At 64.4% G+C, this 14,443-nt stretch carries 14 protein-coding genes and 3 tRNA genes; 9 read left to right on the top strand and 8 right to left on the bottom strand.

Features of this window, described 5'->3' with window-relative positions:
- A complete protein-coding gene (gene rph, locus LGM89_RS18220) occupies positions 1-732 on the bottom strand; it encodes a ribonuclease PH (protein ID WP_089472331.1) in 732 nt (243 codons plus the stop codon).
- Positions 733-905: 173 nt separating this feature from the next.
- Between rph and LGM89_RS18215 the strand changes: the two genes are divergently transcribed.
- From LGM89_RS18215 to LGM89_RS18200, 4 genes are all read left to right on the top strand, one after another.
- Complete coding sequence (locus tag LGM89_RS18215) at positions 906-1,829, top strand: YicC/YloC family endoribonuclease (protein ID WP_011351283.1); 924 nt, start codon at positions 906-908, stop codon at positions 1,827-1,829.
- A 6-nt stretch (positions 1,830-1,835) separates the two neighbouring features.
- Positions 1,836-2,519 (top strand): guanylate kinase, encoded by a 684-nt coding sequence (gene gmk / locus LGM89_RS18210; RefSeq protein ID WP_089494289.1) that lies wholly within the window; start codon positions 1,836-1,838, stop codon positions 2,517-2,519.
- Positions 2,520-2,577: 58 nt separating this feature from the next.
- Complete coding sequence (gene rpoZ / locus LGM89_RS18205; protein WP_006025620.1) at positions 2,578-2,781, top strand: DNA-directed RNA polymerase subunit omega; 204 nt, start codon at positions 2,578-2,580, stop codon at positions 2,779-2,781.
- Positions 2,782-2,844: 63 nt separating this feature from the next.
- Positions 2,845-5,211: a RelA/SpoT family protein gene (locus tag LGM89_RS18200; protein ID WP_089494290.1), complete on the top strand. Its 2,367-nt coding sequence runs from the start codon at positions 2,845-2,847 to the stop codon at positions 5,209-5,211.
- Positions 5,212-5,416: 205 nt separating this feature from the next.
- Here LGM89_RS18200 and LGM89_RS18195 read toward each other — a convergent pair.
- The 3 genes from LGM89_RS18195 to LGM89_RS18185 all read right to left on the bottom strand — a co-directional run bounded on the left by LGM89_RS18195 (position 5,417) and on the right by LGM89_RS18185 (position 5,774).
- A tRNA-Arg gene (locus LGM89_RS18195) sits at positions 5,417-5,493 on the bottom strand.
- Positions 5,494-5,553: 60 nt separating this feature from the next.
- A tRNA-Arg gene (locus LGM89_RS18190) sits at positions 5,554-5,630 on the bottom strand.
- A 67-nt stretch (positions 5,631-5,697) separates the two neighbouring features.
- Positions 5,698-5,774: transfer RNA gene (locus LGM89_RS18185), tRNA-Arg, on the bottom strand.
- A 128-nt stretch (positions 5,775-5,902) separates the two neighbouring features.
- Between LGM89_RS18185 and greB the strand changes: the two genes are divergently transcribed.
- Entirely contained in the window at positions 5,903-6,466 is a 564-nt protein-coding gene (greB, locus tag LGM89_RS18180; protein ID WP_089439460.1) for a transcription elongation factor GreB, read from the top strand.
- An 83-nt stretch (positions 6,467-6,549) separates the two neighbouring features.
- On the opposite strand, the gene LGM89_RS18175 is transcribed toward greB, so the two are convergent.
- Together LGM89_RS18175 and LGM89_RS18170 are read right to left on the bottom strand one after the other, a co-directional pair.
- Entirely contained in the window at positions 6,550-7,701 is a 1,152-nt protein-coding gene (locus tag LGM89_RS18175; RefSeq protein WP_089494291.1) for a porin, read from the bottom strand.
- Positions 7,702-8,200: 499 nt separating this feature from the next.
- On the bottom strand, positions 8,201-8,473 hold the full coding sequence (locus tag LGM89_RS18170; protein ID WP_089494292.1) for a hypothetical protein: 273 nt from the start codon (positions 8,471-8,473) through the stop codon (positions 8,201-8,203).
- Positions 8,474-8,867: 394 nt separating this feature from the next.
- Here LGM89_RS18170 and LGM89_RS18165 point away from each other — a divergent pair, with 394 nt between their 5' ends.
- Both LGM89_RS18165 and LGM89_RS18160 read left to right on the top strand, forming a co-directional pair.
- On the top strand, positions 8,868-9,071 hold the full coding sequence (locus tag LGM89_RS18165) for a cold-shock protein (RefSeq protein ID WP_011351289.1): 204 nt from the start codon (positions 8,868-8,870) through the stop codon (positions 9,069-9,071).
- 141 nt (positions 9,072-9,212) lie between these two features.
- Positions 9,213-10,349 carry an exonuclease domain-containing protein gene (locus LGM89_RS18160; RefSeq protein ID WP_226273571.1) on the top strand — a complete coding sequence of 379 codons (1,137 nt, stop codon included), beginning with the start codon at positions 9,213-9,215 and terminating at the stop codon, positions 10,347-10,349.
- Positions 10,350-10,383: 34 nt separating this feature from the next.
- On the opposite strand, the gene LGM89_RS18155 is transcribed toward LGM89_RS18160, so the two are convergent.
- Together LGM89_RS18155 and LGM89_RS18150 are read right to left on the bottom strand one after the other, a co-directional pair.
- Positions 10,384-10,977 carry a chorismate mutase gene (locus LGM89_RS18155; RefSeq protein WP_089494294.1) on the bottom strand — a complete coding sequence of 198 codons (594 nt, stop codon included), beginning with the start codon at positions 10,975-10,977 and terminating at the stop codon, positions 10,384-10,386.
- Between the two features lie 223 nt (positions 10,978-11,200).
- Complete coding sequence (locus LGM89_RS18150; RefSeq protein ID WP_006756195.1) at positions 11,201-11,347, bottom strand: hypothetical protein; 147 nt, start codon at positions 11,345-11,347, stop codon at positions 11,201-11,203.
- Positions 11,348-11,544: 197 nt separating this feature from the next.
- On the opposite strand from LGM89_RS18150, the gene LGM89_RS18145 reads away from it, so the two are divergent.
- Together LGM89_RS18145 and LGM89_RS18140 are read left to right on the top strand one after the other, a co-directional pair.
- Positions 11,545-11,934, top strand: a complete 390-nt coding sequence (locus LGM89_RS18145) for a DUF2946 domain-containing protein (RefSeq protein ID WP_226273570.1) — start codon at positions 11,545-11,547, stop codon at positions 11,932-11,934.
- Between the two features lie 124 nt (positions 11,935-12,058).
- Entirely contained in the window at positions 12,059-14,425 is a 2,367-nt protein-coding gene (locus tag LGM89_RS18140; RefSeq protein ID WP_226273569.1) for a TonB-dependent receptor, read from the top strand.
- The last annotated feature ends 18 nt before the right edge of the window (positions 14,426-14,443 follow it).

The raw sequence follows: 14,443 nt of genomic DNA, 5'->3' as shown, positions 1-14,443 counted from the left end.
TCAGGCGCCCAGCACGTCTTTCTGAAGCTGCACGAGTTCGGCGATCCCGCCTTGCGCGAGGTCGAGCAGCGCGTTCATCTCGGCGCGCGAGAACGGCACGCCTTCGGCCGTGCCCTGGACTTCGACGAAACCGCCGGCGCCCGTCATCACGACGTTCATGTCGGTGTCGCACTGCGAATCTTCCGCGTAATCGAGGTCGAGCACGGGCGCGCCCTGGTACACGCCGACCGAGATCGCGGCGACGTGGTCGGTGATCGGCGAGCGGGTGAGCTTGCCGGCCGCGATCAGCTTCGACACGGCGTCGTGCGCGGCGACGAACGCGCCGGTGATGCTCGCCGTGCGCGTGCCGCCGTCGGCCTGGATCACGTCGCAGTCGATGTGGATCGTGCGCGGGCCGAGCGCTTCGAGGTCGAACACCGCGCGCAGTGCGCGGCCGATCAGGCGCTGAATTTCCTGCGTGCGGCCGGTCTGCTTGCCGCGGGCGGCTTCGCGGTCGCTGCGCGTATGCGTCGCGCGCGGCAGCATCCCGTATTCGGCGGTCAGCCAGCCTTGCCCGCGGTCGCGCAGGAAGTCGGGCACGCGCTCGGACACGCTCGCGGTGCAGAGCACCTTGGTGTCGCCGAACTCGACCAGCACCGAGCCTTCGGCATGTTTCGTGTAGTGGCGGGTCAGGGCGACCTTGCGCAGTTCGTCGGCGCGGCGGCCGCTCGGGCGGGAAACGGAGGACGTCATGTGGGAATCGCGGAACGAGAGGAAACCCCGATTTTAGCGCCGAACCGCGGGCGTGCCCGGCGGGGTGGTCCGCAAAAATGGGATAATGCGCGCTTCCCGCCCCGCGCTTTCCGATGCGCCGGGCGCCTCGACATATCCCCGCCCGCGAGGGCACCCAGACGGCGAGACGAACCATGATCTACAGCATGACGGGCTACGCGAGCGCGACGCGCGAACTCGCGACGGCCACCGGTAACGGCGGCACCAGCGTGTCGGTCGAACTGCGCACCGTGAACTCGCGCTTTCTCGACCTGAATTTCCGGATGCCGGACGACGTGCGCGCGTGCGAACCCGCGCTGCGCGAAATGCTGATGAACAAGCTGTCGCGCGGCAAGGTCGACATCCGCATCAACCTGCAGCGCGGCGAGCAGAGTATCGGCGCGGGCGCGCTGAACCAGTCCGCGCTCGGCCAGCTTGCCGAGCTCGAGCGCTCGGTGCTCGACTCGTTCCCGGGCGTTGGCCGCCTGCGCGCGGGCGAGATCCTGCGCTGGCCCGGCGTGATCGCCGAGAGCGGCGTGTCGGCTGACGCGATTCGCGAGGCGGTGCTCGCGTGCGGCAAGGAAGCGATCGGCGAGCTCGTCGTCGTGCGTTCGCGCGAAGGCGCGCAACTGGCGACGATGCTGCTGTCGAACGTCACCGAGATGGAAGCGATCGTCGCGCGCATCACGCCGCTCGTGCCGGAGCTGATCGCGAAGCACCAGCAGAAGATCGTCGAACGGCTGCAGGAGGCGCTCGGCATCGCGGCGCCCGAAGGCAGCTCGACGATCGTCACGCGCGAGGAAGCCGCGGAGCGCATTCGTCAGGAAGTGACGATGTACGGGATCCGGATCGACATCGCGGAAGAGCTGTCGCGGCTCACCGCGCACCTGAACGAAACGCGCCATGTGATCGAGAAGGGCGGCCGCGTCGGCAAGCGTCTCGACTTCATGATGCAGGAACTGAATCGCGAAGCGAACACGCTCGGCTCGAAGGCGGCGGCGAAGGAACTCGCCGACGCGTCGATGGCGCTCAAGCTGTTGATCGAGCAGATGCGCGAGCAAGTGCAAAACCTGGAGTAAAGCAACATGACGGAATCTACCCGCGACGCGCACGCGTCGCATTCGCTGCACGGCGGCGTCTATCCCGGCAACCTGTTCATGGTCGTCGCGCCGTCGGGCGCCGGCAAGTCGACGCTCGTGAATGCGCTGCTGTCGAAGGACAGCGACATCTGCCTGTCGATCTCGTACACGACACGCAAGCCGCGCCCGGGCGAGCAGGACGGCCAGCACTATCACTTCACGACGGTCGAGGATTTCCGCGCGCGTCACGCGGCGCACGAATTCCTCGAGAGCGCGGAAGTGCACGGCAACTACTACGGCACGTCGCGCGTCTGGATCGAAGAGCAGATGAGGAACGGCCACGACGTGCTGCTCGAGATCGACTGGCAAGGCGCGCTGCAGGTGAAGAAGCAGTTCCGCAACGCGGTCGGCATCTTCATCCTGCCGCCGTCGCTCGACGCGCTCGAGGAGCGCCTGAAGAAGCGCGGCCAGGACGAGCCGAACGTGATCACGCGCCGCCTGCTGGCCGCCGGCAGCGAGATCGCGCACGCGTCCGAAGCGGAATACGTGGTGATCAACGAGAACTTCGAGCGTGCGCTCGCGGAGCTCGAATGCATCGTCGCGGCCACGCGCCTGCGCTTTGCTTCGCAGTACGCGCGACACACGGAGCTGTTCATCGAGCTCGGCATCCATCTGCCCCACGCGGAATGACGCGGGGGACGAGGGACATAAGGTAGAATAAGGACTATATTCAGAAGGAATTACCAACATGGCTCGCATTACCGTCGAAGACTGCCTGAAGCAAATCCCGAACCGCTTCGAACTGGCGCTCGCCGCCACCTATCGCGCGCGGCAGCTCGCGCAAGGCCATACGCCGAAGATCGAAAGCCGCGACAAGCCGACCGTCGTCGCGCTGCGCGAAATCGCTGCCGGCCAGGTCGGCGTCGAGATGCTGAAGAAGGTGCCGGTGTAACGCGCATCCGGCCCGTTCCAGCCATGTAATCCACGCGCGCAACGACTCGACCTGGAGGCGAATATGAGCACCACCCCATCGTCCGCCTCCGCGGATTCGACCACCGAAGCCACGGCCCAGTCGCCTGCGCGCCAGTACATCGACGCGGTCCTCGAACAGTCCTTCCGGCATCTGTTCGGGCCGACCGCCACACCGGAGCAGCCCCGCAAGCACGGCGTCGTTTCGATCGCGAAACTGACGGCCGTGCTTGCCGAGTATCTTCCTCCGGAAGAAATCAAAGAGGTCAAGGCGGCGTTCCACTTCAGTGACGAAGCCCACCTCGGTCAATATCGCCAGAGCGGCGAACCCTACATCACCCATCCCGTCGCCGTCGCGGAAATCTGCGCCGGCTGGAAGCTCGACGCGCAGGCCGTCATGGCCGCGCTGCTGCACGACGTGATGGAAGACCAGGGCGTGACCAAGAGCGAGCTGGCCGAACGGTTCGGCCCGAAGGTCGCCGAACTGGTCGATGGGCTGTCGAAGCTCGACAAGATGGAATTCCGCAGCCGCGAGGAAGCGCAGGCGGAAAACTTCCGCAAGATGCTGCTCGCGATGGCACGCGACGTGCGCGTCATTCTCGTCAAGCTCGCCGATCGTCTGCACAACATGCGCACGCTCGGCGCGGTGCCGATGGAAAAGCGCCGCCGCGTCGCGCGCGAAACGCTCGACATCTACGCGCCGATCGCGCACCGCCTCGGGTTGAACAACACGTATCGCGAGCTGCAGGACATGAGCTTCGCGAACTTCAACCCGCATCGCTACGCGACGCTCGAGAAGGCCGTGAAGGCCGCGCGCGGCAACCGCCGCGAAGTGATCAGCAAGATCCTCGAAGCCGCGCAGCGCGCGATGGCCGATGCGAAGATCGACGCCGAGATCACCGGCCGCGAAAAGACCATCTACAGCGTGTACCGCAAGATGCGCGACAAGCAGCTGTCGTTCTCGCAGGTGCTCGACGTGTACGGCTTTCGCGTCGTCGTCGACAGCCCGCTCGACTGCTACACATGCATCGGCGCGCTGCACGCGCTGTACAAGCCCGTACCCGGCAAGTTCAAGGACTACATCGCGATCCCGAAGATCAACGGCTATCAGTCGCTGCACACCACGCTGGTCGGCCCGTTCGGCGCGCCGATCGAGTTCCAGGTGCGCACGCGCAAGATGCACGAGATCGCCGAGGCGGGGGTCGCCGCGCACTGGCTGTACAAGAACGGCAGCGCGGATCTCAGCGACGTGCAGAAGCGCGCGCACCAGTGGCTGAAGTCGCTGCTCGACATCCAGAGCGAAGCCGGCGATTCGAGCGAATTCCTCGAGCACGTGAAGATCGACCTGTTCCCGGATGCGGTCTACGTGTTCACGCCGAAGTCGAAGATCATGGCGCTGCCGCGCGGCGCGACGGCACTCGATTTCGCGTATTCGATCCACAGCGATCTCGGCAACCAGTGCGTGGCCGTGAAGATCAACAACGAGTTGCTGCCGCTGCGCACCGAGCTGAAGAGCGGCGACATCGTCGAGGTGATCACGGCGCCGTATTCGAAGCCGAACCCTGCGTGGCTCGGCTTCGTGCGTACCGGCAAGGCGCGCTCGGCGATCCGGCACTACCTGAAGACGATGCGCCTGAACGAATCGGTGCAGCTGGGCGAGCGACTGGTCGACCAGAGCCTGAAGGGCTACGGTCTCGCGCTGGCCGATGTCGAGCCGGAAGTGTGGGAGAAGCTCGTGCAGTGGACGGGCAACAAGAGCCGTCAGGAAATCTTCGCGGACATCGGCCTTGGCCGCCGCGTGGCCGCGGTGATGGCCAAGCGCATCGAGGTGCTGATGAGCGGCCGCGATGCGGACGACGATCTGCCGAAGTCCGAGCGGCATTCCGCGCACCACGCGCCGCCGGTCGTGATCACCGGCACCGAAGGGATGTCCGTGCAGTTGTCCGCATGCTGCCGGCCGATTCCGGGCGACGCGATCATGGGTTACATCGGCATCGGCCTGGGGATGGCGATTCATACGACCGATTGCCGCGTGGCGCAGCGTATCCATCGCCGCGATCCGGGCCGCTGGATCGACGTCGAATGGGCGCCGCAGCCGGGCCGCCTGTTCGATGTCGCGGTGAAGGCGCTCGTGAAGAACACGAAGGGCATCTTTGCGCGCGTGGCGGCGGACATCACGTCGGCCGACGCGAACATCGTGCATATCGCGATGGACGAGGATCTGACGCACGAGTCGACGGTGCTGCGCTTCGTGATCCAGGTCAGCGACCGCGTGCATCTCGCGAACGTGATGCGACGCGTGCGAACCAATCCGGACGTGATGCGGATCATGCGTGAGCGTTCGACCGACGACGGTGCGCATGCGCGCCACGACGGCGGCATGCGCATCGAACGCGAGCGTCAGGATTACTGACGCGGCCCGTGTGCGCGAGCGATCGACGGCGGCCAATGGCCGCCGTTTTCATTTGTGCTGTTTGGTGGCGAGCGCGTGCGGTGTCGTGGCCGGCGTTCTTCCGACAAGGGGCGTGACGCGACCGTACGTTGCCGTGCGTCGAGCAAGGGAAGGAAGGGGAGGCGGAAAAGAAAAAGGGCTTTCCCGGAGGAAAGCCCTTTTAAGGTGGCGCGGCTGGCAGGATTCGAACCCACGACCCCTTGGTTCGTAGCCAAGTACTCTATCCAACTGAGCTACAGCCGCACGCAAAACGGTACTTCTCAACTGTCGGAACCTTCTGCGATGGGAAGGCCCCCAAAAAAGTGGCGCGGCTGGCAGGATTCGAACCCACGACCCCTTGGTTCGTAGCCAAGTACTCTATCCAACTGAGCTACAGCCGCACGCAAAACAAAACTTCTACTGCTTCGAACTGAAAGGGCCTTCGGTTCAGAAGGCCCTCGAAAAAAGTGGCGCGGCTGGCAGGATTCGAACCCACGACCCCTTGGTTCGTAGCCAAGTACTCTATCCAACTGAGCTACAGCCGCACGCAGAAGCGAAATTATAGCAGGGTTGTATAAAAAGGGAAGCCTTATTCGCAAATTAGGTGCATGGCCTGACCGGGGCGCCCTTCGTGTACCCTTGGAGCATCAGTCATCCATGTTGAATCTGCATCATGAACAAGGCGTTTGTCAAAGAGTCGGACGGCGACGACGACGATCTGGACCAGGCCCAGCCAGCGATTCCAGCGGGCTCGAAGAACTACATCACTCCCGCCGGCCACAAGCGGCTGAGGGACGAATTGCTGAACCTGATCGACGTCGAGCGTCCCGAGGTCGTGCGGCTCGTGTCCTGGGCCGCGTCGAATGGTGACCGGTCGGAGAATGGCGACTACATCTACGGCAAGCGGCGGCTTCGCGAGATCGATCGCCGCATCCGCTTCCTGACGAAGCGGCTCGATCTGGCCGAAGTCGTCGATGCGAGCCGGCAGGAGAATGTCGACCAGGTGTTTTTCGGCGCAACGGTCGATTACGAGACACCGGACGGCGAGGATCACACGATCACGATCGTCGGGATCGACGAGGTCGATCTCGATCGCGGCTGTGTCAGCTGGATTTCGCCGGTCGCGCGCGCACTGATCAAGGCGAAGATCGGCGATACCGTCATGTTGATGACGCCGGCCGGCCCGCAGCCGATCGACGTGCTCGACGTCCGTTACCCGGCGCCGGGCAACGCCTGAGCGGCGCACGGCGCAACCCGGCAAAGAAAAAGCGCCCCGATGGGGCGCTTCGTCATCCGGCGCGCGGCGGAACTGCCGGGCGCTCAGAAGCGATGGCGCAGGCCGGCCGTGACCGCGATCTGCTTGTTGGTCGATGAAGCACCACCGAGGCCATTGACATAGGCGCCGATGCCCAGGCCGTCCGTGCTGACGCGCTGATACACGCCTTGCACATACACGTCGGTCCGCTTGGACAGGGCATAGTCGGTCTGCAGGTTGAACTGGTTCCAGCCCGGGTGGCGGCCGTCCAGGAAGCCGGCGGTGTACGTGTACGACCCGGCCAGAGACAAGGCCGGCGTGAGCGCGTAGCGCGCGTTCACTTCGTAGTTGTTGAAGCGGGCAAACGTGCCGTCGAGACCCAGCCCGTTCGACACGCCCGACGCACCCGCGGAGATACCGAGCGCCCGGTTCACGCGCGATTGCGTGAACACGAAGCCGGCCGTTGCCGGACCGAACGTGTAGTTCAGGCCGCCGCCGAACACGCGCTGACGCTTGCCGACGAACGTATTGTCGCCTGCCACCGCGCCGCCGCCGTTGGTGACCGCCGCCGACGTGAGGCCCGAGATGTCATTGTTCAACTGCAGGTAGCCGGCGCCGATATTGAAGCCGGCGTAGGTGTACGACACGCCTGCGCTATACGCGCGATTGTTCGAGAACTGGCTGCTGTTCGAGAAGCCGTACAACGCGCCGAACTTCAGTCCGCCGTAATTGACGCTCGTGTACTTGACAGCGTTATTGATCCGGAACGAATTGTTCAGGTTGTCGTTGTCGAACGGGTGGGCAAACTGGGTGCCGCCGAATTGCGTACCGGTCAGCGACAGCGGCCCGATGTAGTCGACGACGCTATCGTATTGGCGACCGAGGGTGACGGCGCCGAACTGGTCATGAGACAGGCCGACGAACGCCTGGCGGCCGAATTCGCGGCCATTCTGGCCGAGCGTGCCATTGGCGATGTTGAAGCCGTTTTCCAACACGAAGATTGCTTTCAGGCCGCCACCGAGATCTTCCGTGCCGCGCAGGCCCCAGCGGCTGCCGTTGATCTGGCCGCTGCGTTCCGACCATGAGCTGTGGCCACCCTGGTTGTTCGTATAGGTGATGCCTGCATCGATCAGGCCATAGAGCGTCACGCTGCTTTGGGCGTGAGCTGCCGTAACAAATACACCCGACAACGCGGTGACGATCAGGGTTTTTTTCATGGATCTGTCTCCAAACAGGATGATGTCGATCGAACCTGCTGCGGACTGGCATGTTGTGCTTGACGTTGCGGCCGGTCCGGCAGAGCGGCGGTGCGCTTATCAAAAAGCCATCTGCAGTGTACGGAGTGCGTGGAGCGGGGGAAGGATGCGCTTTAAGCAATAATATATTTTGGAATCCGCAAAGATCGGCGATATGGCGCAAACGATTGACCATCAAGGATTTGCGGCGGTGCAGCGAAGAAAAATGGCGATCAGGACTACGTAACGGGCGTTGCGCGATCGCGACAGATGGTCAGCAGGAGGCGGGGATCGTCGTCATCCGATTATTGACACATCGGCAATAGAGGTTTGTGTGGAGCATGGCTAATGAAAGGTTGTTCTCTCGCTATACTGCGATCTCTGCTTTCCGAAGCAGACTTTTTCGTTGACGGAAAAGATCTCCAAACCTTTGTCGGCGCGACTTCCCAGTCGCGCTTTTTTTTGCCCGTCGGTCCGCGCGCTATTGCGCGAACGAACGCCGCTTGCGCTTGGCCGCGGGTGCGGCCTCCTTGGCTTCGTTGGGCGGCGGCGTGTATGTCCAGTCTTCCATCACATAGTGACGGGCATCGAGAGGCGACGAGAGCAGGTTCTGCCAGTGATCGCCATGCCAGGTCGTATCGAATTCGGTGTCGCACGGCGCTTCGCGCGAGGACGCGGACTCGGCCAGGGCGCGGGACTTGCGGTGTACGCGTCCGAGCCGGCTCGCGAAGCGCTTGATTCCGTCCAGCCACATGACCTTCTCCTTCCTTCCGACGTTAAGTGAGCATCGCAATGTCCCCGGATTTCCGCAACCCGGAAAAAACCCGAGGAATTTACCGAACCGATTTGTCCCCGGTAGGAATTTCACGGCCGCGATTATTAATGTTCTGATCCCGGTAATATTGACAGGTTTTTGTTGCGAATCAATTAATCAAAGGCGTCGGTGTACCGATTCCAGTGGTATTAGCTCTTTTTTGATAAAACGATCGTCAAAAATTTCCTTGACGCACCCGGATTGTCCAATTTATAAAGTCAGCACTCCGTCCTCGGGCGGCGTGCTGGTGTGGGTGCTGGCGCAATGTTTCGGGATTTCGGGAAACGGCTATAAAAATAGCTTTTTTGGATCTAATCGAGTGGGGAACGAAGACATGGATACCGGTATCGTGAAATGGTTTAACGATGCTAAAGGTTTCGGCTTTATTACGTCGGACAATGGCGGTGAAGATTTGTTTGCACACTTTTCCGAAATCAAGATGGACGGCTTCAAGACGCTGAAGGAAAACCAGCGTGTTTCGTTCGACGTGAAAGTCGGGCCGAAAGGCAAGCAGGCAGCGAATATCCAGGCGGTCTGACGCGCCACGCATTGCCGATCACGTCCGGCCCCCGCATTGCGGGGGCTTTTTGTTTTACGGGGGCGGAACATTCCGGTTCGGGCTGGCCGCGAACCCGTATGCCGGTGCATACTCACGGAAGCATCGTTTTCCAGTCTTTTCATGTCTGATTCCCCCCGTCCGTCCGATCCAGCCAGCGAACAGCCGCTCGTTTTCGTCGACCTTGAAACCACTGGCGGCTCGCCCGCCGAACACCGCATCACCGAAATCGGCGTGGTCGAAATCGGCCCGTTCGGCGTGTCGACGTGGACGACGCTCGTCAATCCGGGGCAGCCGATTCCGCCGTTCATCCAGCAACTGACAGGCATTTCGGACGAGATGGTGCGCGAGGCGCCGTCATTTGCGTCGCTGGCGCCGGGTTTGTTCGAGCGGCTCGACGGCAAGCTTTTCGTCGCGCACAACGCGAGCTTCGACCGCGGCTTCCTGCGGGCCGAATTCGAGCGGGCCGGCTTCGCGTTCAATCCCGATGTGCTGTGTACGGTGCGGCTGTCAAAAGCGCTGTTCCCGCGTGAGTCGCGGCACGGCCTCGACGCGTTGATCGAGCGCCACGGCCTCGTGCCGGCTGCCCGCCACCGGGCGCTGGCGGATGCTGACCTGCTGTGGCAGTTCTGGCGCCTGTTGCACGATATCGTGCCGCTCGAGCGGCTGCGTGACCAGATCGCGCGCACGACGCGCCACTTCCGTCTGAGCGGCGACCTGACCGAAGCCTGGCTCGATACCGCGCCGCCCGGCTGCGGTGCGTACGCACTGTTCGGGGAGGAGGATGTGCCGCTGTATGTCGGCCGCAGCGTGCGTGTGCGGCAGCGGCTGCGTGCGCTGCTGACGGGCGAGCGCCGTTCGTCGAAGGAAATGCGATTGGCGCAGCAGGTGCGGCGGATCGAATGGCGCGAGACCGGCAACGAGTTGGGGGCGATGCTGGCCGAAGCGCAATGGATTGCCCGGCTGCGGCCGTCATACAACCGGCGCCTCGCGGCCGATGCCCGTGCCGGCGCTGCGCCCTGGCCGTTCGAAGGTGCGGTCGCATTCGAGGCGAGCGGCGAGCGCAGCCTGTTTCATGTGATCGACGGCTGGCGCTATCTCGGCGCGGCGGAGTCGCTCGACGCGGCCGCGCAACTCGCGGCCGACGGGACGGACGATGCGTTCGAACCCTTCACCCACCGTCTGCTGCAGACGCATCTCGCCCGCGGCCTGCAGCTGATTCCGCTCGCCGCGCTCACGCCTGCGGGGCAGGCGGGTTAGTCAGGCGAGCTCGCGCGCCCCGCGCCCGCTGTCGTCAGCCGATCGCGCTTGCGCCGCCGGCCGAGCAGACGTGCGACAGCGCGGTGTCGAGTGCCTGCGTTTGCGTGGCGTCGTAGCGCGTGAGCGTCTTCCAGTTGGCGATGCTGCGCGCGAGCCGCGCCTGGCAATCAGGCGCATCCCGCAGCGGTGCAACCTGCGCGAGCCCCGCGAGCATTTTCTGCGTCAGCCGGTCGAGCGCCGGGCGCGTGCTGGTCGCGAGATCGGGCGGCGTGCCTTCCGGCGGCCGCGTCGTGCGCCAGGTCGCGAACAGCGCATTCTGCACATCCTTGCTCGCGGTGATCTGATCCTCGAAGAACGTCCGTGCGAACGCGGGATCGACGCCGGCCTGTGCCGCGCGCTTCTCGACTGACACGAGCAGTTCCGCTTCGCGCGGTCGGTCCTCGATTGCCTTGTGATTCGCCCATTTCCATCGAGCGACCGGTTCGGCGAGCGCGAGGCGCTGCGACGCGAGCGCGACGATATTGGTGAGGGCGGTGTCGTCACCGTCTGCATTGGCGACGCGCGGGGACAAAAAGAGGGCGACGCCGAGCGCGGCGACAGCGAGGCTGGCACGAATGGCTTGCTTCATCGGAACGATCGGGAGAGCCGGGCGGGCCGGAAGTGGAAAACCAGAAGGATAGACGAAGACAGCCGCGCGGCGTAGCGCAGCGACCGGAGAATCAGCAGGCGAGCTGATCCGGCACCGTCAGGCTGTTGCGGCCCGGGTGCAAGGCGAATTGTGCGCGATGCGCAGTGATGAACCGCACGATAGCGAGGATCGGCACGTGGCGGTTACAGAACCGGACAGGCGTTCACTTCGGCGAGTACAGCTTGTGCTGCTCGTCGAAGAATGCCCGCACATGGTCAGGCAATTCGGCGAGGAATTCCACGCCGACGGGTTCCGGATCCGGGCTCATCACTTGCTCCGGCGGTGGCATGCGGGTTGGTCTTTCGTCCATGGTCATTTCTCCAGCAGGTTCGATGATTATCAACCTCGTGCTTGGATTTATGCCAGTGGCGAATCGTTAGATTTTGTCTCTGTTGTATTAACGGCACATGCGCTCTGGCGCGCGCTGCGATGCCGACTATTGCGTCGTGTGGAATCGGCAAGAATCGGGCCGCTTGTTATACTTGCGCGCACTTTTTTTGGACCGTGATGAAGCGAACGACGCGATGGATCGGCCTCGTATGGCTGGCGCTGTTACTGAACGTACTGTCGCCTGTCATCGGCTATGCGCGTCTTGCATCGAGCGGCTCCGGCGAGCTCACGCTCGAGTTGTGCAGTGCAGCGGGCGCCCGCCAGGTCGTGCTCGCGCAGGCGGGCGGCGATCACGGTACGTCGTCGTTCGACCATGCCGGCGTGCCGCACTGCGTGTACTGCCCCGGCTTTGCGGCGAACGTGGCGCTCGGGTCGAGCCTGCCCGCACTGCCGGGCTTCGTGCGGACGTTCGCCTATCGCGCGGCCGCGCCCGCCATTCCCGATTTTCCCCGCAAGGGCATCCGTCTCGCGCAGCCTCGCGCCCCGCCTGAAAACGCTCCGATCTGATTGATGTCGTCCGCGCGCCCCGGTGGCGCGCGTGCCGTCCGCGGCCGGGCCGTGTGCCGCGCCGTTCGTGCGCGGCGCGCACTCGTGTCCGGCGGCGTCCGATCACGTTTTCAGGAATTCACTCATGTCCTCTCTCTTCGCCGCGCGGCCGTCGCGCGGCAGGCTCGCGCTCGCATGCGCGGCCGCTTTCGCGTGGCCCGCCGCCCATGCGGCCTCGACCGACGCTTCACGCAGCGCCACCACGCGCGGTCGCGTCGAGCGTACCGCCAATGCCGCCGCTCCCGCTTCGGCCGTCGCAATCGCGCCGCCGGCGCCGGCGGCCGGCGAGACGCTGACCGCCGTCAGCGTGACCGCGCAGCGGCAACCGGTCGATCCGGATACCCCGACCGTCGTCACGTCGATCACGCGCGAGCAGATCGAGTCGCACACCAACGTCACCACCGAGGACGCGCTGAAGTACGCGCCGAACCTGATGGTCCGCAAGCGCTATATCGGCGACCGCAACAGCGTGTTCGCCGGCCGCGACTTCAACGAACTGCAGAGCGCGCGCGGGCTCGTCTACGCCGACGGCGTGCTGCTGTCGAACCTGCTCGGCTCGAGCTACGCGTATCCGCCGCGCTGGTCGCTGATTCCGCCGGACGATATCGCGCGCGTCGACGTGCTCTATGGCCCCTTTTCAGCGCCGTATCCGGGCAACTCGATCGGCTCGACCGTGCTGCTCACGACGCGCCGCCCGGAAAAGCTCGAGGCGTCGCTGTCGACGCAGCTCTTCACGCAGCGCTACCACGACGGCTACGGATTCGCGGACAGCTTCGGCGGCAATCACCAGACCGCGCGGATCGCTAACCGGGTCGGCCGGTTCTGGTTCGCGCTGTCGCTCGACCGGCTCGAGAACAACGGTCAGCCGATGCAGTATGCGAGCCCCAATTCGGCATACAACCCGAAGCTCGGCGCCGCCGTGCCCGTGACGGGCGCCGCGACCGACATCGGGCCCAATGGCAAGCCGCGGACGATCGTCGGCGCGCAGACGATCGAGCGGACCGAGCAGCTCAACGAGACGGTGCGGATGGGCTATGCGTTCACCGATCACGTCGACGCAACGCTCACGCTCGGGCATTGGGAGAACCATTACCGGCAGCACGGCGAAACCTTCCTGCGCGATGCGGCCGGCAATCCAGTCTACGGCGGCAACGTGTCGATCGGCGGCCGGAACATGACCGTCGCGCCGAACGCGTTCGCGCCGCAGCGCGGCGACCAGGAGAACTGGCTATATGCGCTCGGCCTGAATGGCCGGCTCGATTCCGGCTGGCGCCTGTCGGGCGTCGTATCCGCATACGACGTGTCGCGCGACGTGCAACGCTCGGCGTCGACCGTGCAGGGCGGCGCAGGCACGCTGTTCCAGGGCGACGGCACCGGCTGGCGCACGCTCGACCTGAAGGCCGAGGCGCCGGAAGTGAAGGGCCACACGTTCACGTTCGGCTATCACTACGACAATTACTTCCTGCGCAACGTCACGTACAACACGGCCGACTGGCTGGCGGGGCCGACCACGTCGCTGTCGAGCGTCTATCGCGGCGACACGCGCACGCAGGCGCTGTTCGGGCAGGACGCGTGGCGTTTCGCGCCGGGCTGGCTCGCGACGCTGGGGCTGCGCTACGAGCGCTGGGATGCGTACGGCGGTGCGCTCGGCAATGCAACGGGCACGCTCGGCTATGCGGACCGCAGCGCGAATGCGCTGTCGCCGAAGGTTGCGTTGCAATGGGATGCGACCGACGTCTGGCGCTTCCGGCTGTCGTTCGCGACCGGCACGCGTTTCCCGACGGTCGGCGAACTGTTCCAGGGCACGATCTCGAACAACGCGATCGTCAACAACAACCCGAACCTGCGGCCGGAAAAGGCGATCGACTGGGATTTCACGGCCGAACGCGACGTGGGTGTCGGCGTCTTGCGTGCCAGCGTGTTCCAGAGCGACCTGCGCGATTCGATCTACAGCCAGACGACGGTGTCGGGCGCGACGACGGTGACCAACATCTCGAACGTCGATCGCGTGCGCGTGCGCGGCGTCGAACTCGCGTTCAGCGGCGAGAACGTCGGTTTGAAGGGGCTCGCGATCGACGCGAACGTGTCGGCGAGCAACGCGCAGATCCTCGCCGACGCCGCGAATCCCGCGTACGTCGGCTCGCGCTTTCCGCGGATTCCGCGCATGCGTGCGAACCTGCTCGCGTCGTATCGCTTCGACGAGCACTGGCTCGCGAGCGTCGGTGTGCGCTACTCGGGCCGTCAGTTCAACACGCTCGACAACAGCGACGTGAACCCGGACGTCTACGGCGGCACGAGCTCGTTCACGGTCGTCGACCTGAAGGCGCGCTACCGCTTCGACCGTCACCGGACCGCGTCGCTCGGCATCGACAACCTGACGGACCGCCGCTACTACGTGTTCCACCCGTATCCGGGCCGTACTTTCTATGGAGAACTGAAATGGTCGCTGTGAGATCGCTCGCGGCAGGCG

Origin of the sequence: Burkholderia sp. AU31624 (assembly GCF_020420065.1) — a bacterium.
In the GTDB taxonomy this organism is placed as follows: Bacteria; Pseudomonadota; Gammaproteobacteria; order Burkholderiales; family Burkholderiaceae; genus Burkholderia.
Note: the sequence above shows the minus strand (reverse complement) of the source record. Positions and strands in the feature narration are given on the sequence as shown.

Bases quoted from the DNA above. Each gene is read 5' to 3' on its own strand.
- LGM89_RS18160 (WP_226273571.1), top strand. From the start codon at position 9,213: ATGTCTGATTCCCCCCGTCCGTCCGATCCAGCCAGCGAACAGCCGCTC.
- rph (WP_089472331.1), bottom strand. From the start codon at position 732: ATGACGTCCTCCGTTTCCCGCCCGAGCGGCCGCCGCGCCGACGAACTG.
- LGM89_RS18165 (WP_011351289.1), top strand. From the start codon at position 8,868: ATGGATACCGGTATCGTGAAATGGTTTAACGATGCTAAAGGTTTCGGC.
- LGM89_RS18175 (WP_089494291.1), bottom strand. From the start codon at position 7,701: ATGAAAAAAACCCTGATCGTCACCGCGTTGTCGGGTGTATTTGTTACG.
- LGM89_RS18150 (WP_006756195.1), bottom strand. From the start codon at position 11,347: ATGGACGAAAGACCAACCCGCATGCCACCGCCGGAGCAAGTGATGAGC.
- greB (WP_089439460.1), top strand. From the start codon at position 5,903: ATGAACAAGGCGTTTGTCAAAGAGTCGGACGGCGACGACGACGATCTG.
- LGM89_RS18170 (WP_089494292.1), bottom strand. From the start codon at position 8,473: ATGTGGCTGGACGGAATCAAGCGCTTCGCGAGCCGGCTCGGACGCGTA.
- LGM89_RS18215 (WP_011351283.1), top strand. From the start codon at position 906: ATGATCTACAGCATGACGGGCTACGCGAGCGCGACGCGCGAACTCGCG.
- LGM89_RS18155 (WP_089494294.1), bottom strand. From the start codon at position 10,977: ATGAAGCAAGCCATTCGTGCCAGCCTCGCTGTCGCCGCGCTCGGCGTC.
- LGM89_RS18200 (WP_089494290.1), top strand. From the start codon at position 2,845: ATGAGCACCACCCCATCGTCCGCCTCCGCGGATTCGACCACCGAAGCC.
- gmk (WP_089494289.1), top strand. From the start codon at position 1,836: ATGACGGAATCTACCCGCGACGCGCACGCGTCGCATTCGCTGCACGGC.
- LGM89_RS18145 (WP_226273570.1), top strand. From the start codon at position 11,545: ATGAAGCGAACGACGCGATGGATCGGCCTCGTATGGCTGGCGCTGTTA.
- rpoZ (WP_006025620.1), top strand. From the start codon at position 2,578: ATGGCTCGCATTACCGTCGAAGACTGCCTGAAGCAAATCCCGAACCGC.
- LGM89_RS18140 (WP_226273569.1), top strand. From the start codon at position 12,059: ATGTCCTCTCTCTTCGCCGCGCGGCCGTCGCGCGGCAGGCTCGCGCTC.